This window comes from Streptomyces sp. NPDC001890 (assembly GCF_042891445.1).
Lineage (GTDB): Bacteria > Actinomycetota > Actinomycetes > Streptomycetales > Streptomycetaceae > Streptomyces.
Map to the genome: position 1 here is coordinate 119,489 of NZ_JBIATE010000014.1, position 21,561 is coordinate 141,049.

At 70.1% G+C, this 21,561-nt stretch carries 19 protein-coding genes; 8 read left to right on the forward strand and 11 right to left on the reverse strand.

Annotation, left to right across the window (positions count from 1 at the left end):
* Positions 1-23: 23 nt before the first annotated feature.
* A complete protein-coding gene (locus ACFYY1_RS28200) occupies positions 24-647 on the forward strand; it encodes an LAETG motif-containing sortase-dependent surface protein (RefSeq protein ID WP_388590596.1) in 624 nt (207 codons plus the stop codon).
* 102 nt (positions 648-749) lie between these two features.
* Here ACFYY1_RS28200 and ACFYY1_RS28205 read toward each other — a convergent pair whose 3' ends face one another.
* Entirely contained in the window at positions 750-2,882 is a 2,133-nt protein-coding gene (locus ACFYY1_RS28205; protein ID WP_388590597.1) for a SpoIIE family protein phosphatase, read from the reverse strand.
* 243 nt (positions 2,883-3,125) lie between these two features.
* Between ACFYY1_RS28205 and ACFYY1_RS28210 the strand changes: the two genes are divergently transcribed.
* The gene (locus ACFYY1_RS28210; RefSeq protein WP_388590599.1) at positions 3,126-4,199 is read left to right on the forward strand and encodes an enoyl-CoA hydratase/isomerase family protein; all 1,074 of its coding nucleotides are present in this window, start codon (positions 3,126-3,128) and stop codon (positions 4,197-4,199) included.
* Positions 4,200-4,235: 36 nt separating this feature from the next.
* On the opposite strand, the gene ACFYY1_RS28215 is transcribed toward ACFYY1_RS28210, so the two are convergent.
* From ACFYY1_RS28215 to ACFYY1_RS28245, 7 genes are all read right to left on the reverse strand, one after another.
* Positions 4,236-5,699, reverse strand: a complete 1,464-nt coding sequence (locus ACFYY1_RS28215; protein ID WP_388590600.1) for an arabinose isomerase — start codon at positions 5,697-5,699, stop codon at positions 4,236-4,238.
* Positions 5,696-7,216 carry a rhamnulokinase family protein gene (locus ACFYY1_RS28220; protein ID WP_388590601.1) on the reverse strand — a complete coding sequence of 507 codons (1,521 nt, stop codon included), beginning with the start codon at positions 7,214-7,216 and terminating at the stop codon, positions 5,696-5,698. The genes ACFYY1_RS28215 and ACFYY1_RS28220 overlap by 4 nt, the downstream gene beginning before the upstream one ends.
* Before the next feature lie 14 nt (positions 7,217-7,230).
* Entirely contained in the window at positions 7,231-9,276 is a 2,046-nt protein-coding gene (locus tag ACFYY1_RS28225) for a bifunctional aldolase/short-chain dehydrogenase (protein WP_388590603.1), read from the reverse strand.
* 68 nt (positions 9,277-9,344) lie between these two features.
* The gene (gene rhaI, locus ACFYY1_RS28230; protein ID WP_388590605.1) at positions 9,345-10,511 is read right to left on the reverse strand and encodes an L-rhamnose isomerase; all 1,167 of its coding nucleotides are present in this window, start codon (positions 10,509-10,511) and stop codon (positions 9,345-9,347) included.
* Positions 10,512-10,739: 228 nt separating this feature from the next.
* The gene (locus ACFYY1_RS28235) at positions 10,740-10,967 is read right to left on the reverse strand and encodes a hypothetical protein (RefSeq protein WP_388590607.1); all 228 of its coding nucleotides are present in this window, start codon (positions 10,965-10,967) and stop codon (positions 10,740-10,742) included.
* Positions 10,968-11,055: 88 nt separating this feature from the next.
* Positions 11,056-11,547, reverse strand: coding sequence for a hypothetical protein (locus ACFYY1_RS28240; RefSeq protein ID WP_388590608.1), 492 nt, complete (start codon positions 11,545-11,547; stop codon positions 11,056-11,058).
* Positions 11,548-11,677: 130 nt separating this feature from the next.
* Positions 11,678-13,087: an FAD-binding oxidoreductase gene (locus ACFYY1_RS28245; protein WP_388590610.1), complete on the reverse strand. Its 1,410-nt coding sequence runs from the start codon at positions 13,085-13,087 to the stop codon at positions 11,678-11,680.
* Between the two features lie 248 nt (positions 13,088-13,335).
* Between ACFYY1_RS28245 and ACFYY1_RS28250 the strand changes: the two genes are divergently transcribed.
* Positions 13,336-14,172 carry a pentapeptide repeat-containing protein gene (locus tag ACFYY1_RS28250; protein WP_388590612.1) on the forward strand — a complete coding sequence of 279 codons (837 nt, stop codon included), beginning with the start codon at positions 13,336-13,338 and terminating at the stop codon, positions 14,170-14,172.
* Positions 14,173-14,353: 181 nt separating this feature from the next.
* The gene (locus tag ACFYY1_RS28255) at positions 14,354-15,718 is read left to right on the forward strand and encodes a radical SAM protein (RefSeq protein WP_351262652.1); all 1,365 of its coding nucleotides are present in this window, start codon (positions 14,354-14,356) and stop codon (positions 15,716-15,718) included.
* A 184-nt stretch (positions 15,719-15,902) separates the two neighbouring features.
* Here ACFYY1_RS28255 and ACFYY1_RS28260 read toward each other — a convergent pair whose 3' ends face one another.
* Positions 15,903-16,616: an NADPH-dependent F420 reductase gene (locus ACFYY1_RS28260; RefSeq protein ID WP_388590614.1), complete on the reverse strand. Its 714-nt coding sequence runs from the start codon at positions 16,614-16,616 to the stop codon at positions 15,903-15,905.
* Between the two features lie 136 nt (positions 16,617-16,752).
* Between ACFYY1_RS28260 and ACFYY1_RS28265 the strand changes: the two genes are divergently transcribed.
* From ACFYY1_RS28265 to ACFYY1_RS28275, 3 genes are all read left to right on the forward strand, one after another.
* On the forward strand, positions 16,753-17,304 hold the full coding sequence (locus tag ACFYY1_RS28265) for a glycoside hydrolase family 25 protein (RefSeq protein ID WP_358943208.1): 552 nt from the start codon (positions 16,753-16,755) through the stop codon (positions 17,302-17,304).
* A 191-nt stretch (positions 17,305-17,495) separates the two neighbouring features.
* On the forward strand, positions 17,496-17,960 hold the full coding sequence (locus tag ACFYY1_RS28270) for a MarR family winged helix-turn-helix transcriptional regulator (RefSeq protein ID WP_388590615.1): 465 nt from the start codon (positions 17,496-17,498) through the stop codon (positions 17,958-17,960).
* Positions 17,961-17,995: 35 nt separating this feature from the next.
* Complete coding sequence (locus ACFYY1_RS28275) at positions 17,996-18,265, forward strand: hypothetical protein (RefSeq protein WP_388590617.1); 270 nt, start codon at positions 17,996-17,998, stop codon at positions 18,263-18,265.
* Between the two features lie 90 nt (positions 18,266-18,355).
* Here the strand turns inward: ACFYY1_RS28275 and ACFYY1_RS28280 are convergent, their stop codons facing one another.
* Positions 18,356-19,669 carry a nucleotidyl transferase AbiEii/AbiGii toxin family protein gene (locus tag ACFYY1_RS28280; protein ID WP_388590619.1) on the reverse strand — a complete coding sequence of 438 codons (1,314 nt, stop codon included), beginning with the start codon at positions 19,667-19,669 and terminating at the stop codon, positions 18,356-18,358.
* Between the two features lie 341 nt (positions 19,670-20,010).
* Here ACFYY1_RS28280 and ACFYY1_RS28285 point away from each other — a divergent pair, with 341 nt between their 5' ends.
* On the forward strand, positions 20,011-21,180 hold the full coding sequence (locus ACFYY1_RS28285) for a S1 family peptidase (RefSeq protein WP_388590621.1): 1,170 nt from the start codon (positions 20,011-20,013) through the stop codon (positions 21,178-21,180).
* Positions 21,181-21,280: 100 nt separating this feature from the next.
* On the opposite strand, the gene ACFYY1_RS28290 is transcribed toward ACFYY1_RS28285, so the two are convergent.
* Positions 21,281-21,541 carry a hypothetical protein gene (locus tag ACFYY1_RS28290; protein ID WP_388590623.1) on the reverse strand — a complete coding sequence of 87 codons (261 nt, stop codon included), beginning with the start codon at positions 21,539-21,541 and terminating at the stop codon, positions 21,281-21,283.
* Between the last annotated feature and the right edge of the window lie 20 nt (positions 21,542-21,561).

The window sequence follows — 21,561 nt, forward strand, 5'->3', positions numbered from 1 at the left end:
ACCCTCATGCGGAGGAAGAACCCATGACCATACTCAGGAGATCGCTGCGCGCCGCAAGAACGCTCGCGGCCGCCACGGTTGTCGGCCTGACCGGCGCGGTGCTCTCCGCCGGCCCGGCCGCAGCTCACACCCCCACCTGGGCCGTGACCTGTTCAGAGGTGAGCCTGGACCTGACCGCCTACAACAGCAACGTCACCAACCAGGTGACCGTCACTGTCGACGGCAAGGACCTCCTGCCCACCGAGACCTTCGGCAAGGAGTTCCACAAGAAGCTGGAGCTGCCCGCGCACGACAAGGAACTCACGGTCCACCTCGGCGTCAAGGCCGGCGACGGCGACAATTTCTCGCGCGACGAGACCAAGAAGGCGCCGGTGTGCGAGGACGCCGGCACCCCGCCGCCCACACCGTCCGAGGGCACGCCGTCCCCGTCTCCGTCCACCGAGGCACCGGACGCGAGTGCCACACCCAGTGAGGCGCCTTCGACGTCCGCGCCCGCCGCGGCCTCCCCGAGTCCCAGTTCGCCGGACCTGGCCGAGACGGGTTCCTCGTCCGCCGCTCCCGTCATCGCCGGAGCGGCCGTGGCCGTCCTGCCGGCGGGCGGCGGCATCATGTGGTCCGTGCGCAAGCGCCGTACCGCACAGCACTGACGTATGAGCCGGCGGTCCTGACACGGGCTGTGCCGGGACCACCGGTCGAGGCGGCCCCGCCGCACGCCCCGGGCGTGCGGTGCCACATTCTCCGAAACGCCGTCACACCTGCGGCGTGGCCGACGGGGGAGTGGCGACGGCCGGCACCGAGGGCCCCATCTCGCACCAGACCGCCTTGCCCTCGCCGCGGGGCTCGATGCCCCAGCGAGTGGCTACGGCGTCCAGGAGCAGCAGACCCCGCCCCGAGGTCGCGGTTTCGCCCGGACTGCGCCGCCTCGGCCAGGCGCTGGAGCGGTCCTGTACGGAGAGACGGATGCGCCGTACGGGCTCCGGCAGCACCTCCAGGGTGAGGACCGCGCCGCCTTCCGTGTGCAGCAGGACATTCACCAGGAGCTCGCCCGTCACCAGCTCGGCGTCGTCGGCGAGTTCGGCCATGTCCCAGTCGGTCAGGGCTTGACGCACGATGTTGCGGGCGTCGGACAGCCCTTCCGGGTCCGCCTGGTGTATGTACTGGTGCAGCCGCGGAGCCCGCGGCGAACCGGGGTCCGGACTGCGCCGAAGCACCAGCAGCGCGACATCGTCCCCGGAACCCCAACGCTCCCAGAGCCGGTCCGACAGATGGTCGGCCAGCGCCTGGGCACTCTCCGGCCCCGTGCTCACCTCATTGATCAGTGCCTGGAGCCCCGCGTCGATGTCGGCACCGGGCTCTTCCACCAGCCCATCGGTGTACAGGACCAGTGTCTCGCCCGGTACCAGGTCGAGGCGGGTCTCCGGGAACTCCTCGTCCTCGAAATCGGTCGAGATGCCCAGTGGGAGACCGCCGCGCACCTGGGGGCTGCCGACCCGGCCGTCCATGTGCCGGATCAGCGGGCCGAGATGCCCGGCCCGAACCACGCGCACGGACCCCGACGCGAGATCGACCTGGGCGTACGTACACGTCGCGAAGCGGTCCGTGTCCAGCTCGGCGAGGAAGCGCGACGCCCGGGCCAGCACCGTCGACGGAGGGTGCCCCTCGGCGGCGTACGCGCGCAGGGCTATGCGCAACTGGCCCATGATGGCCGCGGCGTGCGTGTCATGGCCCTGTACGTCACCGACCACGATCCCGAACCGGTTCTTGGGCAACGCGATCACGTCGTACCAGTCACCACCGACCTGACGTCCGCTCCAGGCGGAGTGGTAGCGCACGGCGATCTCGCCGCCCTCGATCTCCTGGATCCGCCGCGGCAGCATCGCGGCCTGGAGACCGGTGGCGAATTCTCGCTCCTCGTCGAAGAGCTTCGCGCGCTGGAGGGACTGGGCCACGATCGCGGCCAGTCCCAGACACAGATTCCGCTCGTCCGCGTTGAAGGACGTGTTCTCGCGGTAGAACAGCGCCAGCGTGCCGAGGGAACGCGCCTGGGCGACCAGGGGCAGGTAGGCGGCGGCCCGGAATTTCAGCCGGTCGGCACAGGGAGCCAGCACGGGGTAGCGATGCGTGAGAGCCGAGACCGAGGTCAGGAACCGGGGCCGGCCGCTGAGCACGGTGTCCGCCAGCGGGAACCGCCGGTCCAGCCCGGCCTCCCCGAACCCGTCGATCGCCTCCACCGAGTCGCCGCTCAGCGCGATGACACTCAGCGTGGTGTTCTCGACCAGGCCGAGCGCGAGTCCGTCCGCCCCGAGCCGGGCGAGCCCGCCGGGTCCGGTGAGCGCCGCGGTCACGTCATCGACGGTCACCGCACGTGACAGCGCGCTCGTTGTTCGTTCAACGATGCTGGTCTGTCGCTGCCGCCGCTTTTCCAGATCGAGCACGAAGGCCGAATGGGTGACTTCCGCCGTGGCGTCCTGCACCACCCCGACGATCCGGTGCGCCCGGCCGTCGTCGCTGCGCAGTATGCGTGCCTGGATGTGGGTCCACTGGTCCCGGCCGTCGATCACCGGCACCCGGAAATGAACGCTGTACGAGCTGCGACCGCTCTTGATCGCCTCGTCGATCGCCACCTGGAGACGGGTCCGTTCCGACCGTTCGAGCCGTTCCAGGACCGTCTCGGGCCGTGAGTCGAAGGTCTGTGGATCCAGGCCGAAGACCAGCAGTCCGGCATCGTCCATGTCGAGCGTCCCGGCTTCCACGTCCCACTCGAAACTGCCGGTCCGATTCATGGCAAGCCGCTGAGCCGTCGCGATCTCGCCGTTGTGCGTCTTCTCGATCAGCGGGCGAGGCGGGACGGACGTACTCGGTTGCTGCACGTGATCGGTCATTCCTGCTCCGGAAGTCGCCGGGCGGGGCTGACGGGCGGCGCGGCCCGAACTGGGTCACTCAATTGTCGAACCGCTTCCGGCAGCTTGCCACAGCGGAAACCCGGCGAAATCCGGCCGGACGAGAAGGACCGGGCGGGCCAGGGACCCTGCTGTCCCGGCACCGGACCCGCCCCGCAGAATGGCAGCGGAAGATCGTCCGCGATCGGCGGTCGACACGGCACGAGGGCTGACCGGAGCGCATTCATGAACCACGAAGAACCCGTCCTGCTGCACACCGAAGGGCGCGTCCGGCACATCACGCTCAACCGCCCACGCGCCCTCAACGCGCTGAATCACGCCATGGTCGCCCGCGTCACCGAAGCACTCGTCGACGCCGAGCACGACGAGTCCGTCACCGCGGTCCTGATCACCGGCGCGGGCGAGCGCGGCCTCTGTGCGGGCGGCGACATCCGGTCCATCTACGAGGACGCCCGGGCCGGTGGCAGCGCATCACTGGACTTCTGGCGGGACGAGTACCGGCTCAACGCCCGTATCGCCCGATTCCCCAAGCCCTACGTCGCGATCATGGACGGCATCGTGATGGGCGGAGGCGTCGGCGTCTCCGCCCACGGCGACATCCGTGTCGTCACCGAACGCTCGCGCGTCGCCATGCCCGAGACCGGCATCGGATTCGTCCCCGACGTGGGCGGCACGCATCTGCTCGGTGCGGCGCCCGGTGAGCTCGGCACCCACCTGGCACTCACCGCGGAAGCGGTCGGAGCGGGGGACGCGCTGCTGTGCGGGCTCGCCGACCACTTCGTACCGTCACAGCGCCTCGCCGAACTCACCGCGGACCTCGCCGGCTGCGGCACGGCCGCCGAGATCGAGGGGACGGTGCGGCACCACGCCTCACCCGCACCGGAGGGCGAACTCGCCGCGCACCGCGAGTGGATCGACTCCTGTTACCGGGCGGCCTCGGTGGAGGAGATCATCGACCGGCTCGACAGCAGTGGCATCCCCGCCGCCAAGCAGGCCGCCGAGACCATCCTGACCAAGTCGCCCACCTCGCTCAAGGTGACCCTCTCCGCGCTGCGCAGGGCACGCCGGCTCGGCAGCCTGGAGGCGGTGCTCGACCAGGAGTATCGGACTTCGTGCACCGCCTTCACCAGGCCGGACTTCGTGGAGGGCGTGCGGGCCCAGATCGTCGACAAGGACCGCGATCCGCACTGGAGCCCGGCGGACCTCGCCGAGGTGACCGACGCCGACGTGGCGCTCTTCTTCGCCCCGCTCGGCGACCGCGAACTCGGCCTGGCCGCCGTTTCCGGGACCGCGGACTGAGACGCGGCCGGCGGGGCGGGAGACCAGGTACGGGAATCAGAGGTCGTTCGGCCCGTCGACCGTGCGGAACGGGACGCCGAGCAGATCGGCCGCGGCCTTGAGGTCCTTGGCGCGGTGGCCGGTGCACAGCGTCCAGTGATGACCGATGCCGGTCGCCGACCAGGCATCGGTCCATTCACCGGGATCGAAGCCGAAGTCGACCCGTGAGGTCGTGTTGCCGATCTCCAGCAACGGCCCGGGCACGACCCGGCCCTCGGAGGCGACGAAGACGAAGGTTCCGTCGGCTTCCTGGCCGATGCCGAACGTGGTGACCGGGCCATGCCGGACGTCGAATTCCACGCTCACCCCCCAGCCTCGCTTGCCGTGGTAGACACCCAGCCCGCGCAGCAGCGGATCCTTGGCGCTGATGGCGAGGTGGGCGGGGCCGTCATGGCCCATCTCCACGACCCGGTCCCGGAAATTGAGGGCCTGGAGCTCGGTGAAGGAGCCACCGGCACCGATGGTGTCCGCGATCAGCATGGCGAGGCTGGTGCGCAGTTCGTACTCACCGGCCATCGGGATGCCACGTGCGGTCAGCAGCGACGCGCCGAGGATCAGGCCGGCGCCGAGCCGTTCGTGGATCTCCCCCTCCAGACCGCGGTGGTAGTAGGCGAGACTGTCGAGTGCGAAGTCCTCGACGAGCCGGTCCAGCCCGACCGAGACCCGGGCGGCCCACGCGAGATCGCCCTCGTCGACGGAGTCGTCGAGAGTGAAGACCTTACGGGCGAGCGCCACGCGTTCGGCGGCCGCCTCGTCCGTCACGGCGGCCACCCGGACCCGCAGGTCGTCGAGTTCGAGAACCTCGACATGCCCGCCGAACTGGGTGGAGACCAGCGTCAGGTCGGTGGAGACATCGAGCATGCCGGGGTAGAGGTGACCCATCAGACCGTGCCGGCCGTGGCGCAGCGCGCCTCGGACCTGCGCGGCACGGATCCAGCGACGGATCCGGTTCCACGCGTTCTCGTCGCGCAAATGGCCCGAGACGGAGCGGAAGGGGATGCCGGCACGCCGGAACACATTGGCGACCTCCGGCAGCGGGCACTGCCCGCAGTACGCCAGCCACTTGCCCGTATCGGTGTCGGGGTGGTCCATCGCCTCGGTCGGCTGGAGGTCGATGACCAGTACCGGAGCGTGGGCGCGCTGGGCGATCGGCAGGACCATCGAGGCGGTCAGATACGTCGTCAGAAACGTCACGACGATGTCGCAGTCGGCCGAGCGCAGCCGTTGTGCGGCCTGCGCCGCCTCCTGCGGATCGGAGATGAAACCGGCGTCCACGACCTCGCAGCCCATCTCCTCGAACCGCCCGGTCACGAAGCGGGCCGACTCCCGCAGCCGGTCGAGCAGACCGGGGAACTGCGGCCAGTACGCACCGAGTCCGCCGGACACCAGACCGATCCTGGTACGGCGGCGCGTGGTGCGGGTGAGCACACTGTCGAGCGCGCCGGGCGAGACCTCCGTCATGAGCTTCCTTCCTTCGGTTCTGTCGAGGACCGGACGGACTCAGGCCGTGCCAGCCGCGCGGCGGCCCGGTCCCAGGCCCGCTGGTCCCCCTGCGGGGCGTAGTGGCGCAATTCCTGTGTCCGTGCCACCAGTTGTCGCATGTCCGTGAGGCCACCCACCAGACCCCGGGCACGCGCCTGCACCAGGATGTTGCCGAGCGCGGTCGCCTCGGCCGGGCCGGCCGTGACGGGAAGGCCCGTGGCGTCCGCGGTCCACTGGCACAGGAGCTCATTGCGCGAACCCCCGCCGACCACATGGATCCGGCTCAGCTCCCGCCCCGCGAGACCGGCTGCCTCCCGCAGCGTCCTGCGATGGGCCAGCGCCAGGCTCTCCAGCACGCACCGGACATAGCCACCGGGGCTGCCGGGCGGCACCTGCCCGGTCCGTACGAGTTGGGCGTCGATCCGCGACGGCATGTCACCCGGTGCGAGGAACGCCTCGTCGTCGGGATCGATCACCGCGGCGAACGGCCGGGCACGGGCCGCCGCCGCGAGCAACGCGGACGGACCAGGATCCTCGCCCCGCCGGTCCCAGGTACGTCGGCACTCCTCCAGCAGCCACATCCCCATGATGTTGCGGAGATAGCGGACGGTGCCGTCCACCCCGCGCTCGTTGGTGAAGTTCGCCGCACGGGACTCCTCCGTCAGTACCGGAGCCGGCAGTTCGAGCCCGGCGAGCGACCACGTCCCGCAGGATACATAGGCGAACCCGGGCTCGGTCGCTGGCACCGCCGCGACCGCCGACGCCGTGTCGTGCGAGGCGACGGCCGTCACCGGCGTGCCGGCCGGCAGACCTGTGTACTCGACGACGTGCGACAGGATCGTCCCCGCCGGATCACCCGGCTCACGCAGCGGCGGGAACATGGAACGCTCCAGGCCCAGCCTGCCGATCAGCGCATCGGACCAGTCGCCGGCCGAAGCGTCGAACAGACCGGTCGTCGACGCATTGGTGATCTCCGCACCCACCGAGCCCGTCAGCCAGTGGGTCAACAGATCCGGCATCAGCAGTAACGTCCGCGCCGTACCCCACTGGGCACTCGTTTGGTGTGCGGCCAGCTGGAACACGGTGTTGAACGGCAGATGCTGCAACCCGCCGACGGCATACAGCTCCTGCGCCCCGCACACCGCCAGCACCTGTTCGGCCGCCCTTGCGTTCCGGCCGTCGCGGTAGTGGAAGGGAAGCCCGAGCATGGCCCCGTCGGCATCGAGAAGGCCGTAGTCGACCGCCCACGTATCGATGCCGATCGACGCGACCGGACCGCCGCGCGCAGCGGTCCGCAGCCCGTCCAGCATGCCCCGGTACAGCGCGAGCACGTCCCACCGCAGCCCGTCCGGCAGCCGGACCGGCGCATTGGCGAACCGGTGCACCTCGGTCAGCCGGAGCTCCTCCGGCCCCGCCAGGCCGGTGATCACCCGGCCGCTGGTGGCACCGAGGTCCACGGCGGCGAAGGCCGCGTCGCTGCGTGACATCGCGGACATCGCCCCTCAATCGGTCATCGGAGGAAGGCCGCGGCCACGCCGGCGTCGACGGGAACATGCAGCCCGGTCGTGTGCGTGAGGTCACCGCCGGTCAGCGCGAAGACGGCGTTGGCCACATGCTCCGGGAGCACCTCGCGCTTGAGCAGCGTCCGCTGGGCGTAGAACTCGCCCAGCTTCTCCTCCTCGATGCCGTACGTCGCCGCACGCTGGGCGCCCCAGCCGCCCGCGAAGATCCCCGAACCCCGCACCACGCCGTCGGGGTTGACGCCGTTGACGCGGATACCGTGCTCACCCAGCTCGGCCGCCAGCAGCCGCACCTGGTGCGCCTGATCGGCCTTGGTGGCCGAATAGGCGATGTTGTTCGGACCCGCGAACACCGCGTTCTTCGACGTGATGTAGACGATGTCGCCGCCGAGGTTCTGCGTCCGCATCATCCGGGCGGCCTCGCGCGAGACCAGGAACGAACCGCGCGCCATGATGTCGTGCTGCAGATCCCAGTCCGCGGCCGTCGTCTCCAGCAGCGGCTTGGAGATGGAGATCCCGGCGTTGTTCACCACGAGATCCACACCGCCGAACGCCAGCGCGGCGGCCCGGAAGGCGTCGGTGATCTGCTCCTCACTGGTGACATCGGCCGTCACGGCGACGGCTTTGTCCGGCCCGCCGAGTTCCCGCGCCACCGAGGCGGCGTTCGCCGTGTCGATGTCCGCGACGACGACACAGGCCCCCTCCGCGACCAGCCGGTGCGCGATGGCCTTGCCGATGCCGGACCCCGCGCCCGTGACCAGCGCCACCTGGGTGGCCAGCGGCTTGGCCCCCGGCATCCGGCGCAGTTTGGCCTCCTCCAGCTCCCAGTACTCGATCCGGAACTTCTCGGACTCCTCGATGGGTGCGTAGGAGGAGACGGCCTCGGCACCGCGCATCACATTGATGGCGTTGAGGTAGAACTCCCCGGCGACCCTGGCCGTCTGCTTGTCCTTGCCGAAGGAGAACATGCCTACCCCGGGCACCAGCACGATCGCCGGGTCCGCACCGCGCATCGCGGGGGAGTCGGGCGAGGCATGATGTTCGTAGTACGCGCGATACGCCTCCCGGTACTCCCCGTGCAGCTCCTTCAGCCGCGCCGCCGCCTCGTCCAGCGGGGCGTCCGAGGGCAGGTCGAGGACCAGTGGCCTGACCTTCGTACGGAGGAAGTGGTCCGGGCAGGAGGTGCCCAGAGCGGCGAGCCGTGGGTGTTCGGTCCGGGCGAGGAAGTCCAGCACCGGCCCGGTGTCGGTGAAGTGGCCCACCTGCGGACGGTCGGTGGAGGCCAGTCCGCGGATCAGCGGGGCGAGGGCGGCGGCCCGCTCGCGGCGCCGCTCCTCGGGAAGAGGCTCCCGGCCCGCCCATTCGGGGCCGAAGGGTTCGGCCCCACCGCGTTCCTGGAGGAAGGTCTCGGCGGTGCGGATCATCCAGAGCGCATTGCGCTCGCACTCCTCGGACGTCCCGCCCCAGGCCGTGATGCCGTGCCCGCCGAGGATCACCCCGACGGCCCGCGGGTTGGCCTCCTTGACCGCCGCGATGTCCAGACCGAGCTGGAAGCCCGGCCTGCGCCAGCCCACCCAGGCCACCTTTTCGCCGAAACACTCCGCGGTCAGCTTCTCGCCCTCGGCGGCGCACGCCAGCGCGATCCCGGAGTCCGGATGGAGATGGTCGACGTGAGCGGCCTCGACCAGGGCATGCATCGCCGTGTCGATGGACGGTGCTGCACCGCCCTTGCCGTGCAGGCAGTAGTCGAAGGCCGGCACCATCTCGTCCTCGCGCTCCACCCCCGGGTACACGTCCTTGAGCGCGCGTACCCGGTCCAGGCGGAGCACGGCGAGCCCGGCCTCGGTGAGCGTGCCGAGATCGCCACCGGAACCCTTGACCCACAGCAGTTCGGTGTCGCCTCCGGTGACCGGGTCGATGCCGGTGGCTTTGGCCGATGCGTTGCCACCGGCGTAGTTGGTGTTCCGGGCGTCGGAACCGATCCGGTGGGCGCGTTCCAGGAGCGCGGCGACTTCAACATGCGTCGCGGAGGCCATGAGTTTCCTTCGTGGTCGGAGGTCCGTCTGAACCGGCGGTTGGTCGTACGGGGAAGCGGCGGACGGGCTCATGCGCCCCAGCCGGCCTGCTCGCCACCGACCCGGGCGGCGGCGATCCGCTCCTGGTTGCCCGAGGCCAGATAGGCGGCGAACGGATCCCTCGCCAGCCCGAGTTCCGCACGCACCTCGGCCAGCAGCGGACGGACATCGGTGTTGAACGCGTCCATCAGGGCGCCGTTCGCGGCCAGTACGTCGCCGGACCGCTGCGCGGCGCTCAGCGCCTCCATGTCGACGAGCAGGGCCTTGGCGGTCGCCTCCTGCACATTGGCGACCGACCGGATCACGGCGGGGATCTTCGCCTCGATGTTGTGGCACTGGTCGAGCATGAAGTTGACATTCGTCTCGGGCTCCAGGCCACCGTTCCTGACCACTTCGTGCATGATCCGGAACAACTGGAACGGGTCGGCGGCCCCGGCCATCAGATCGTCGTCCGCGTAGAACCGCGAGTTGAAGTCGAACGCGCCGAGCTTTCCCCCGCGCAGCAAGGAGGCCACGATGAACTCGATGTTGGTGCCGGGTGCGTGGTGCCCGGTGTCCACGACCACCTGGGCTTTCGGGCCGAGCCTCAGGCAGTGCGCGTACGCCGTACCCCAGTCGGGAACGTCGGTCGCGTAGAACGCGGGCTCGAAGAGCTTGTACTCCAGCAGCATCCGCTGGTCGTCGCCCAGCCGCTCGTACACCTCGGCCAGCGCCTCGGCGAGCCGGTCCTGACGGGCCGTGATGTCGTCCTGCCCGGGGTAGTTCGTGCCGTCGGAGAACCAGAGCTTGAGATCGGGGGACCCCGTCTCGTCCATGATGCCGACGCACTCCAGCAGATGGTCGATGGCCTTTCGGCGCACCTTCGGGTCGGGATGGGTGACCGAACCGAGCTTGTAGTCGTCGTCCTGGAAGACGTTGGAGTTGATCGCCCCGATCCGCAGCCCGAGACCCTCGGCGTGCCGGGTGAGCGCGGTGTAGTCCTCGACCTTGTCCCACGGAATGTGCAGGGACACCTTCGGTGCCACACCCGTGAACGCGTGCACCTGGGCCGCGTCCTCCATCTTCTCGAAGGGGTCGCGCGGAACACCCGGTTGCGCGAACACCTTGAATCGCGTCCCGGAGTTCCCGTACCCCCATGAGGGCGTCTCGATGACCTGGGACTTCAGAGCTGCCTTGACGGCCGACACATCAGACATGAACACCTCGTAGCGGAGTCATCCGGCGACCGGAGACCATCCGGGCGTGTGAATCGTTTCATCCGTTCGTACGCTAGGTTTGTCACGAGCCTCCAGTCAAGGAGCCGGGCGGGTTCTCCTGGCGTGTTGAATCAATTCATCGTGCAGTGCTCCGGCCGGCGCGGACCTGCCCCACCTCCCCGGCCTGACCGGCCCGTTCGGTGCGTGGTGACGCCCGGAGAGCGAGGCTCAGCGACCGCCGCCGGACAGGCTCGGCCGCAGCGAGCCCACGAGGTCGAAGAACCGGGACTCGTTGCCGCAGAGGCCGGCCCGCTGAAGCGCGCTGTCGGCCTCGGCGATCGGCGAGGCGAGCAACGGCACGTACAACGGGCCGTCTTCGGGATCCGCGAGCGCGGCGCGAGTGGCCTCCAGCAGTCGGACATACGCCTGGGCCGCGGCGAGTTCGTCATTGCGCATCTCAGCATCTCCCGGTCAGAGGTGTCGGACTCACCAGCATCCACCATGGGTCTGACAACGCCCGCCGACGGCGACGCGGGAGCGCCCGTCATCCGCCGCCCGGTCTCCTCGCGCCGGCCGGTGGTTCGACCTCAAGGAATCTTCGGCGCCGCGCTCCTCGGTACAACAGCACCGTCCAGCCCAACTCCCGCAGCACCACCGCGCACCGGGCCAGTTCCTCCTCCTCCGAACGGGCCGCCCCGCTGCCGGGCGGACCGAGCCACTCGACGCGCACACCACCCGGTGCCTCGCCCCGCTCCAAGCGGTAACCGGTCGCCGTTCGCAGGCCCGATCCGTCGACGGCCGAGGGGGCCAGCCCCGATGCCTCAAGCACGATGGCGACCGCCCTCACCGGCTGGAGCGTCTCCCATCGCGCGGGTACCCCCTGCGGATCGGCATGTCCGGTGTTCGTCAGCCGACGGATCTGCAGCATTCCTTCGAACGCCGTCCGCACGGAAGCGGTGCGTCCCGCGTCCGGCACCGCAGCCGTCCGGCCGTCCCCGGTGGCAGGTTCGAACCCGGCCCCGTCCTCGGTCCTCATCGGCGTCCCCCTTCGGCTGTTCCGTACTGCTGCCAGTGTGCGTCGCGCCACTGACAGCGGCTCGGGCGCGGGCCCCGGCCGCACCGCCGGCCGCCGGAACCGCCGTTGTCCTCGCGCCCGATGCCCGGGGTCAGGTCCGCGGCACTTCCCCTTCCCCGGTGAGCGGCGACCCACCCCGGCCGAGCACCTTGCCGGGGTTGAGGATGCCGTGCGGGTCCAGCGCCGCCTTCACCGCGTGATGCATGCCCAGCACCGCGGGACCCAGCTCCTTGTTCATGCCGCGCATCTTCAGCAGCCCCACCCCGTGCTCGCCCGTCACCGTGCCACCGAGGGCGATCGCGTCGTCGAGGATGTCCTCGAAGGCCGACTGGGCGCGGGCTCGCGCGGCTTCGTCGCCGGGCGTCGTGATGATGAGCGGATGCAGGTTCCCGTCCCCGGCATGGGCGATGTTGGCCACCAGAATGTCGTGCCGGGACGCCGTCCGCTCGATCCGGGCCAGCATCTCGGGCACCGCGGTCCGCGGTACGCACACGTCCTCGGTCAGGACCGGACCGAGTCGTTCCAGCGCCGGATAGGCCAGCCGGCGTGCCTGGAACAGCGCGTCGGCCTCCTGCTGGTCCGTGGAGACCGCGGCCCAGGTCGCCCCCGCCCGCTCGAAGCACTCCCGCACCAGCTCGGCCTCCGAGTCACCCTCGGCTCCCGGCGTGTCGACGCGGCCGAGCAGCACCACGTCCGCGTCGGCGGAGAGCCCCATCTTCTTCCAGGCGTCGACGGCGGCCAGGCAGTGACGGTCGACCAGTTCGAGCGCCGAGGGGATCACGCCCGACGCGGTCACGGCGCTCACCGCCTCACCGGCGGCGACCACCGAGGAGAAATACCCGGCCACGGTCCGTTCCTGCGGCCGCGCCGGGCGCAGCCGCACCGTGATCTCCGTGATCACTCCCAGGGTGCCCTCGGACCCGACCATCAGCCCGGCCAGGTCGTACCCCGCCACGCCCTTCGCGGTCCGCCGGCCGAGCGGGACGACCTCGCCGAGCCCGTTGACCACTTCGAGGCCGAGCACGTAGTCGCGCGTCACGCCGTACTTGACGCAGCACATCCCCCCGGCGTTCGTCGCGACGTTCCCGCCGATCGTCGACCACGGAGAGCTCGCCGGATCCGGCGGATACCAGAGCCCGTGCTCCGCGCACGCCGCCCGCAGATCGTCGTTGACCACTCCAGGCTGGACGACGGCCAGCCGCTCCGCCGCGTCGATGCGGACGATGCGTTTCATGTCCTCGAAGGACAGGACGATCGCCCCGTCCACAGCGTTCGCACCTCCTGACAGGCCGGTGCCCGCGCCGCGCGGAACGAGCGGGATGCGGTGGGTCAGGCAGTGCCGGACCACATCCCGGACCTCTTCGGTGCTCTGCGGACGCACCACGGCCAGGGGCGTTCCGTACGGGGCCCACTCGGCCTCGTCGTGCTGATACCGGGCGAGGCCGGCCGGATCGGTGAGTACCCGTCGGGCCGGGATGTCGTCGACTGGTGCGTTCGCCACGTCCGTGGCCACCTCCCACTACAAAGATGTACTGACCATCATCATTGCGCGCACAGTCCAGGAGCGGACCGGAGCCCCCTGGTCCCGGGCGTGGGAAAGCTGATGGACGGGAGTGAGGGGTGGTGCCCCGCAGTCACCGGCCCGCGATCGATCCATCCGGGCGATGATCATGAAATTGACGCGAACGGGTGACGGATTTCGATAGGGTCGACCGTCCGACAGTTCCATACCCGGAGGATCCACGAACCGTGCCCGACAACGCCGTAGGCCCCGGCACCGACCGTGCCTCGCTGCGCGCCGACTGCGCGAACTGCTTCGGGCTGTGCTGCGTGGCACTCACCCTGACGCGGTCCGCGGACTTCGCGATCGACAAGGACGCCGGGAAGCCCTGCCGGAACCTCCAGGAGGACTTCCGCTGCGGCATCCACACCGAGCTGCGCACCCGGGGCTTTCCCGGCTGCACCGTGTACGACTGCTTCGGGGCGGGCCAGAAGGTCTCCGGCGAGACCTTCGACGGGCAGGACTGGCGCAGTGCCCCGCGGACCGCCCAGCAGATGTTCCAGGTGTTCCCGGTCATGCGGCAGCTCCATGAACTGCTCTGGTACCTCACGGAAGCGCTGTCCCTGGAACCGGCGAGGCCCCTCCACCACGAGATCCGGCGCGCCCTCGACGAGACGGAACGCCTCACGCATCTCCCGGCGGACGCGTTCCGTGAACTGGACGTGGCCGGGCACCGCGACGTCGTGGCCGAACTGCTGCTCCGGGCCGGCGCGCTGGTACGGGCGACGGCACCGCGGAAGAAGAAGCGCGACCACCGGGGCGCCGACCTCATCGGAGCCAGGCTCGGGGGAGCCGATCTGCGGGGCGCCGACCTGCGCGGCGCGTATCTGATAGCAGCCGATCTCACCGGTGCCGATCTGCGCCTGGCCGACCTGATCGGCGCCGACTTCCGGGACGCGGACCTGTCCGGAGCCGACCTCACATCGAGCCTCTTCCTCACCCAGGCCCAGCTCAACGCGGCCAAGGGCGACGCGGCGACGAAGCTCCCGCCGTCCCTCGGCCGCCCCGCGCACTGGAACCGGTGAACCCGGGCCCGGAGGCGACCGCCGACGGACGGCCCGGTCCACGCCCCTGACGGCGGTGGACCGCCCCTGACGCACCGTGCCGAATCGGCCGGTGTGTCAGGGCACTGCGGACGTGCCCGGTTCGTTGCACAGTGTGGCGTACCCGGAACGCCGCAGACGACCGGACCGAGGAGTCCCGCACATGCCCAGCAGTACCGACCGCAGCCGCACCGAACCGAATCGCACGGACGGGAACCGCACCCGTCTCGTCGAGCGCCTCATGGAGCAGTTCCCGCACGTGCCCCGGGAAGCCGTCATCAAGGAGGACCTGCTGCGCGGCGGCCTGGCGTTCGACGAGTCCGCGCTCAGTGACAACGAGGGCGGTGACGTCAAGCCGAAGTCCTACTTCATCTTCTCCTTCGACCACGGCACCCTGCCCGAGCTCGGCGCGGCCGCCCTGCGCCGCCCACCGGAGGAGATCGTCCTCACCGGAGGTCCGTACGACCTGCGCAGGACCGTCGTGTCCGTCCGGGTCAACCCGGCGTCCCCGTACCGTGTCGCGGCAGACGGCGACGGTGTGCTCGGCCTCTATCTCGACGGCCGGCGGATCTCCGACGTGGGCCTCCCGCCCATGCCGGACTACTACCGGCACACCCTGGAGAACGGCAAGTCCGTGATGGAGGTGGCGCCCACCATCCAGTGGGGATACCTCATCTATCTGACGGTCTTCCGGGTCTGCCAGTACTTCGGGGCGAAGGAGGAGTGCCAGTACTGCGACATCAACCACAACTGGCGCCAGCACAAGGCGGCGGGACGCCCGTACACCGGGGTGAAGCCGGTCGAGGAGGTCCTGGAAGCGCTCGCCATCATCGACAAGTACGACACGGCGAAGACCTCCACCGCCTACACCCTCACCGGTGGCGCCATCACCTCCCACATCGGCGGCCGCGACGAGGCCGATTTCTACGGCCAGTACGCCAAGGCCATCGAGGAGCGCTTCCCCGGTCGCTGGATCGGCAAGGTCGTCGCCCAGGCCCTGCCCAAGGCCGACGTGCAGCGGTTCCACGACTACGGCGTGCAGATCTACCACCCCAACTACGAGGTGTGGGACCGCCGGTTGTTCGAGCTCTACTGCCCGGGCAAGGAGCGCTACGTCGGGCGTGACGAGTGGCACCGCCGTATCCTGGACTCCGCCGAGGTCTTCGGCCCCCGCAATGTCATCCCCAACTTCGTGGCGGGCGTGGAGATGGCCGAGCCCTTCGGCTTCACCACGGTGGACGAAGCCATCGCCTCGACCACCGAGGGGCTGCGGTTCTTCATGTCGCACGGCATCACCCCCCGGTTCACCACCTGGTGCCCGGAGCCGACCACCCCGCTCGGCAAGACCAATCCGGACGGGGCGCCGCTCGAATACCACATCCGGCTGCTGGACGCCTATCGCGCCACCATGGAGGAGTACGGTCTCAGCTCGCCCCCCGGCTACGGCCCGCCCGGCCCCGGACGCGCGGTCTTCTCCGTCAGCTCGTTCATGGACAGTCTTCCGGCCCGCCCGGACGACGCCCTCTAGTTCAGGTCCGGCTCTAGTTCAGGTCCGGCCGCCGGGCTCGGCGGCCGCCCGTTCACGCACGACGCGCGCGAACCCCCGCACCGGGCCGCCGTCCGTGCCGTCGACCCGGGCGAGTACGAAGCCCATGGCGACGGAGCGCCGGGGCGGCGAGGGCGACCCGACGTTCCCCGGCGCTCGGTGAACGTCAGGCGCGCCACTCGGCGGTGCGCTCGAGGGACGCCTCGGCGAGTGCCTTGCGAATGGCCGCCACGTCGCCCTGATGACCGTAAACAGGCGTACCGGGCTGCTGACGCCAGGACTCGTCGAGGCCCCCCGCGTCCACGGTGTCGAAACCCAGCTCGTCGATGAGATCGCGCACGACCTGCTTGGCCGCCGCGTCGTCACCGGCCACCGGAAGCGCCTGACGGCCGGGGCTTCCCGCGGGGAGCCCGTTGGAGAGGATGTCCTGGGCGTACGTCCCGTTGAACGCCTTGATCACCGGGTGGCCGATCTGCTCCTCGGTCCACCGGCTCTCGGGCTTGCCGTCCTCGATCGCGGCGATGCGGCCGTCGCGCTGCTGCGGGTAGTAGTTGCCCGTGTCGATGACCGCGACCCCGTCCGCGGCACCGTCGATCAACCCGGTGGGCAGGTCGGGGACGGCCTTGAGCGGAACGGTGACGACAACGACCTGGGCTCCTCGGGCCGCCTGAGAGGCGTTGACCGCCGTGGCTCCGGTCTCGTCGGCGAGCGCGGCGAGCGTCTGCGGGCCACGCGAATTGGCGATGGACACCTCGTGGCCGAGTGCGGTGAGGCGCCGGGCGAGGTTTCCGCCGATGTTGCCCGCTCCGATGATGCCGATCTTCATGGATCCGACCTTCCGACGGCGACTGCGGTACGTGATGTGGTCTCGCGGGTTCATCAACTACCCGGTTCCGGGTCGTATTCCTGGCAATGGCAAAACGATTCGCCCGTTCATCCGAAGGATGGGAACTACCGGCTGCGGGCACCTAGCAGGAAGACGACCGAAGCGCTCATCCCACGTGAAGGCGGTGCCCATGCTCCATGGCGTCGACGTCAGCTCCCATCAGTCGTCCTTCGACACGGACGGACTGGACTTCGTCTTCATCAAGGCCACCGAGGGCCGTTCGTACATCAATCCGCATCTGTCGGCGCAGGTGAAACGCGCGAGGGACGCGGAGTGCGTGGTCGGCTTCTACCACTTCCTCTGGCCGGGGAACATCACGGCCCAGGCCGAGTACTTCGTGAGCAAGGCCCCGGAGAAGGCGGGCGATCTGCTCGCCGTGGACTGGGAGGAGAACGGCGAGGGCACCCGGGCCGGCAACGCGGAGAAGGACCGATTCATCCGTGAGGTCAAGCGCCTGCGGCCGCACCACAAGGTCCTGCTGTACTGCAACCGCTACTTCTGGCTGAACCACGACACCACTTCGTACGCGGGCGACGGTCTCTGGATCGCCGACTACGTGACCGCCGGGAAGCCCAGGATCAAAGCCTCCTGGCGTATCCATCAGTACACCGACCACCCGCTCGACAAGGACGTCGCCGACTTCTCCTCACGGACCGCCATGCGCAACTGGGCCCGGGGCTAGCCGCCGCGGGACCGGACGCGTCGGCGGTGCGGCCCCGACCGGGAGGGGAGCGACCGGGCCGTGGCGTCGGCCGGCGCCTGCGTCGGCCCCGCTCACCAACAGGTGCCGGTGCCGGCAGCCGGGGCGTGCGCCGACGAGTGGGTGAATACCCATGACGGGCGCTTGCCCGAGCTTGCCTAAGATGGCTGTCGATGAGCGCGACCCCGCCCAGCCTCCTGGGACTCACCACATACCTGTTGTCCAAGACCGGCAAAGCGGCGCGGAGCCGGCTGGCGGCGCGACTGGCCGAGCGCGACATGCGGCTCTGGCACCTGGCCGTGCTGTCGGCGCTCATCGACTTCGGCCCCCATGCGCAACGGGAACTGGCATCGCGGCTCGGGATCGACCGCAGCGACATCGTCAAGATCGTGGACGATCTCGCGCTGGCCGGTCTCGTCGACCGGGCCCGGGACGCCGGGGACCGCCGCCGGGTGACCGTCACACCCACCCCGGCCGGCCGCGCGGTGCTCGCAGAGCTCCAGGACGATGCGCTGAGCGTGCAGAAGACACTGCTCGCCCCCCTGACCGCACGCGAACAAGCCCAACTGGCAGCGCTGTTGAGGCGTGTCCACGCCCATGTCCACGACGTGCCCGAAGCGTCCAGGGCAGGTCGCTGACCGATTCGCCGGGCCCGGTGCGGCACACTTCTCGGGTGACCACAGCCGCGGCTCAGCCGCCTCGCGACCGCGCGCTCGGGCGCGGAATCACCACCCTCATTCCGCAGGCCGCCACGGCCACCCCGGCCGAACAGGCAGCGGCCGTGCTGACGGCGATGCAGAGCGTTCCGGTACGCGTGGGCGTCCTCCAGGCGGCCGTGGTGCTCCTGGAGGAGCGAGTGCGCGCGACGGAGGACGAGGCGGAACGCGCGGCCGCCGCGACGACGGTCGCCATGCTGCGCAGCGCGATCGGCCGGGCCGGCTGACGAGGCCGGGTCCGGCGGAGTCGACACGTACAAGGCCGGGTCCGGCCCGGGGAGCTGGTCGGTGTGGACGGAGCCGGGCCCGGGAACGGATCAGTTCAGTTCGTCGAGGGCTCGGTCGCAGGCCTCGGGATGGTTCCGCCAGTACTGCCAACTACGCTCGTGGGCCAGGACACTGGCGAGTGCCTCCGCCGGACCGAGACGCCGAGGCCCGGCGATCTCACGGACGACCACGACAGCCGCCTTCAGCCCGTCCCACCCGCCCTCGTCCAGAAACCCGAGTACGGAGGCAGGGTCGTCGGCGGCTGTGGCGCGCGTGGACTCCACCAGCGGTTGCAGCCACCGGGCCCACTGCCGGTACCGGTCCGATACGTCCGAGTCCGCTCCGTCCGGTCGCTCCGCCGCCTCCAGCAGCGGCGCCAGCGCCCGCGTGAGGCGTTCGCAGTAGCTCATCGCGCTCTCCGTGACCCACGGGTGTTCGGCGGTGAAGTACTCCCAATCGGTCACCCCCAACTCGTGGAGCCACCAGGCGCCGACGGGCCGCAGTCCCTCGGTCCCGCCGAGAACGAAGGCTTCCCGTACCAGTTCGTAACTGGGCAGGGTGCGTTCCGCGAGCAGCACGGCGTCGTACAGATCCTTGCCCTGCGGATACGCGTCGGTGATCAGCCACAGCAACTTCCAGGCGAGTGACAGCTCGGGCGACACCGCCTGCATCCGGCAACCCGGCCCGTCCCCCAGTGGCTGGAGCTCGGTGAGCACGGCGGGAGAGGGCAGGGCCTCGTTGAACACCACGTCGAGCTGTACGGTCCCGCCGGGCACTCCGTCCGCCGTCCACGGCAGCAGCATGCGCCGGCCCGGAACCCGGTCGTACGTCCAGATGTCCTCGGTCACCAGGCCCGCCGCGTCGATCCGTACCGAGCCATGGGCGGCGGCCGCAGCTGCCGCGTCCCGGGCGATCGCGTCGAAGAGACCCGTGACACGCGGGTCGTCCATGCCCCAGTTCCGGGGCACGAAGAGGAAGTCCAGATCTCCCGGATCACGGGCGGCTTCCCCGAACCACGTTGCCATCAACACGCTGCCACGCAGCACCAGATGGTCACCCCACGGGCCGTCCGCGATGGACGCGAGCACCGTGTCCAGTACGGTACGCCGCGCCCGGTGCCAGGCCCGCCCCACCTCTTTCCGGTCATCGCCGAAGACCGGCTCCCCGGACCGGTAGGCGTTGGCGAAGTGCTTCAGAGCGGGCTCGAAGACCAGTGGGTGATCCATGCCGTCCGGTGCGGGCAGCAAGGTGTCGGGAAGGTCCGATTTGCGCCGCGTCTCCTCGTCGAGGGGTGCATGCGGGACTTGCGGGGTCCCCGTCCCCAACCTGCGCCAGGCAGCGGATCCGTCGGCGGAAGAGGTCATGGTGAGGCTCCTGCGGGAGAGTGCGCTGCTGTTCGCGAGGCATGCGGTGGACGCGAGGCGTCGGGCACGCTCGATCATCCGACGCGAGCATAGGCGCCCGCGCCGGGATCGAGAGCGGCGGGTCCGGCTCCGTTGGCCAGGAGCGTCCGCAACGGCAAGAGCCTGTCGTCCAACGATCCAGGGGCGTTCATCCGTTCATCCATTGGCATGGACCTGATAGTGGTGCTGCGTTACAGTCCGTTGCGGCACACTCTGAGAGCGCTCTCAGATCTGAGCTCTCGGACGCCTGCTGTTCCTCCCCACGATTCCGGAACAACAGAAGGGCCACTGCCTTGAGACGCATGAAAGCGCTGCGAACGAGCCTGGCTGCCGCACTGGTGGTCGGAGCCTGGGCGACTGCGGGGCTTGCCTCCGGCCCGGCATCCGCCGCCACCGTGGACTCGCCACCCTCGACACCCCGTTCCACGACCGGTGAAGCGCCGGCGTCCACCGGACTGCTCGCCGCCATGCGGAGGGACCTCGGCCTGACGGAAAGCCAGGCCGGAGCGCGGCTGGCCGCGGAGAAGACCGCAACCGCCCTGCAGGGCAAGGTGCGACGGGCCGCCGGTTCCTCCTATTCCGGTTCCTGGTTCGATCCGGCCACGGGCAGGCTCGCGGTGGCGGTGACCGATGGCCGGAAGTCGGCCGCCGTACGCGCCTTGGGAGCATCCGTCCGGCTGGTGCGCCACAGCGCGCGGCAGCTCGACGCGGTCAAGGCCCGGATCGACGGGCTGGCGGCTCCGGCAGGTGTCAGCGGCTGGCACGTGGACCCGAAGGCAAACCGGGTCGTCATCGACCTGGTTGCTTCGGCAGCGCATGACAACGATGTCCGCACCTTCGTCGAACGGGCCCGCGAGGTCGGCCCCGTACTGGTGAAGCAGACTCCCGAAGGGCCCAGAACCTTCGCTGCCGGAACCGTGGGCGGCGATCCCTACTACACGGGCAACGTCCGGTGTTCCATCGGCTTCTCCGTGCACGGTGGATTCGTCACGGCAGGCCATTGCGGACAGGCGGGTGCAGCGGTCAGCGGATGGGACCGGTCGGCCATCGGCAACTTCCAGGGGTCGTCCTTCCCCGGTGACGACTACGCCTGGGTCGGCGTCGGCAACGGCTGGTGGACCGTCCCCGTCGTACTCGGCTGGGGCACCGTCTCGGACCAGTTGGTACGGGGTTCCGCAGAGGCACCCATCGGCGCCTCGATATGCCGCTCCGGCTCCACGAGCCACTGGCACTGTGGCAGCGTGCTGGCCACGAACGAGACGGTCAACTACAGCCAGGGCGCGGTTCACCAGATGACCAGAACGAGCGTCTGTGCCGAGCCGGGAGATTCGGGCGGATCGTTCATCAGCGGGGACCAGGCCCAGGGAGTCACGTCCGGCGGCTGGGGCAACTGCACCAGCGGCGGGGAGACCTGGCACCAGCCGATCAACGAGATCCTGAACCGGTACGGGCTGACACTGCACACGGCCTGACGCCACGCAGGGCGGGTTCGACCCGGCCGCCCGAATCCCGCATCGAGGGCCTGCCGCGCGGCACGAGAGGTACTCGCTCGGACGCGGCGGGCCCTTCCCTTCACGACTTCACCCGGGACGACCGGCCGACCGGAACCCTCATGGTCTTCTCCTGGTTCTGCACCGAGCGACAGTCCACACCGAGGTGGAGGCCGTCGGGATAGCCCGGGTCGGTGTTCCATCCACCGGTGTCGTTGCGGAACCGGACCTGGCGCACCCGCGGATGCCGGGCCAGCCGCGCCCCGATCCCGGCAACGGCCTCAAGGGCCCGAGGCCCGAGCCGGGGACAGATCACGGTTACGTCCAGATCGCGCCGGACCATCAGGCCGAGGGAGTTACGAC

Excerpts from the sequence above, each read along its gene's own strand:
- ACFYY1_RS28205 (WP_388590597.1), bottom strand. The coding sequence starts at position 2,882 with ATGACCGATCACGTGCAGCAACCGAGTACGTCCGTCCCGCCTCGCCCG.
- ACFYY1_RS28215 (WP_388590600.1), bottom strand. The coding sequence starts at position 5,699 with ATGACGGAGGTCTCGCCCGGCGCGCTCGACAGTGTGCTCACCCGCACC.
- ACFYY1_RS28270 (WP_388590615.1), top strand. The coding sequence starts at position 17,496 with ATGAGCGCGACCCCGCCCAGCCTCCTGGGACTCACCACATACCTGTTG.
- ACFYY1_RS28290 (WP_388590623.1), bottom strand. The coding sequence starts at position 21,541 with ATGGTCCGGCGCGATCTGGACGTAACCGTGATCTGTCCCCGGCTCGGG.
- ACFYY1_RS28225 (WP_388590603.1), bottom strand. The coding sequence starts at position 9,276 with ATGGCCTCCGCGACGCATGTTGAAGTCGCCGCGCTCCTGGAACGCGCC.
- ACFYY1_RS28210 (WP_388590599.1), top strand. The coding sequence starts at position 3,126 with ATGAACCACGAAGAACCCGTCCTGCTGCACACCGAAGGGCGCGTCCGG.
- ACFYY1_RS28255 (WP_351262652.1), top strand. The coding sequence starts at position 14,354 with ATGCCCAGCAGTACCGACCGCAGCCGCACCGAACCGAATCGCACGGAC.
- ACFYY1_RS28285 (WP_388590621.1), top strand. The coding sequence starts at position 20,011 with ATGAAAGCGCTGCGAACGAGCCTGGCTGCCGCACTGGTGGTCGGAGCC.
- ACFYY1_RS28235 (WP_388590607.1), bottom strand. The coding sequence starts at position 10,967 with ATGCGCAATGACGAACTCGCCGCGGCCCAGGCGTATGTCCGACTGCTG.
- ACFYY1_RS28280 (WP_388590619.1), bottom strand. The coding sequence starts at position 19,669 with ATGACCTCTTCCGCCGACGGATCCGCTGCCTGGCGCAGGTTGGGGACG.
- ACFYY1_RS28240 (WP_388590608.1), bottom strand. The coding sequence starts at position 11,547 with ATGAGGACCGAGGACGGGGCCGGGTTCGAACCTGCCACCGGGGACGGC.
- rhaI (WP_388590605.1), bottom strand. The coding sequence starts at position 10,511 with ATGTCTGATGTGTCGGCCGTCAAGGCAGCTCTGAAGTCCCAGGTCATC.
- ACFYY1_RS28220 (WP_388590601.1), bottom strand. The coding sequence starts at position 7,216 with ATGTCCGCGATGTCACGCAGCGACGCGGCCTTCGCCGCCGTGGACCTC.
- ACFYY1_RS28265 (WP_358943208.1), top strand. The coding sequence starts at position 16,753 with ATGCTCCATGGCGTCGACGTCAGCTCCCATCAGTCGTCCTTCGACACG.
- ACFYY1_RS28260 (WP_388590614.1), bottom strand. The coding sequence starts at position 16,616 with ATGAACCCGCGAGACCACATCACGTACCGCAGTCGCCGTCGGAAGGTC.
- ACFYY1_RS28200 (WP_388590596.1), top strand. The coding sequence starts at position 24 with ATGACCATACTCAGGAGATCGCTGCGCGCCGCAAGAACGCTCGCGGCC.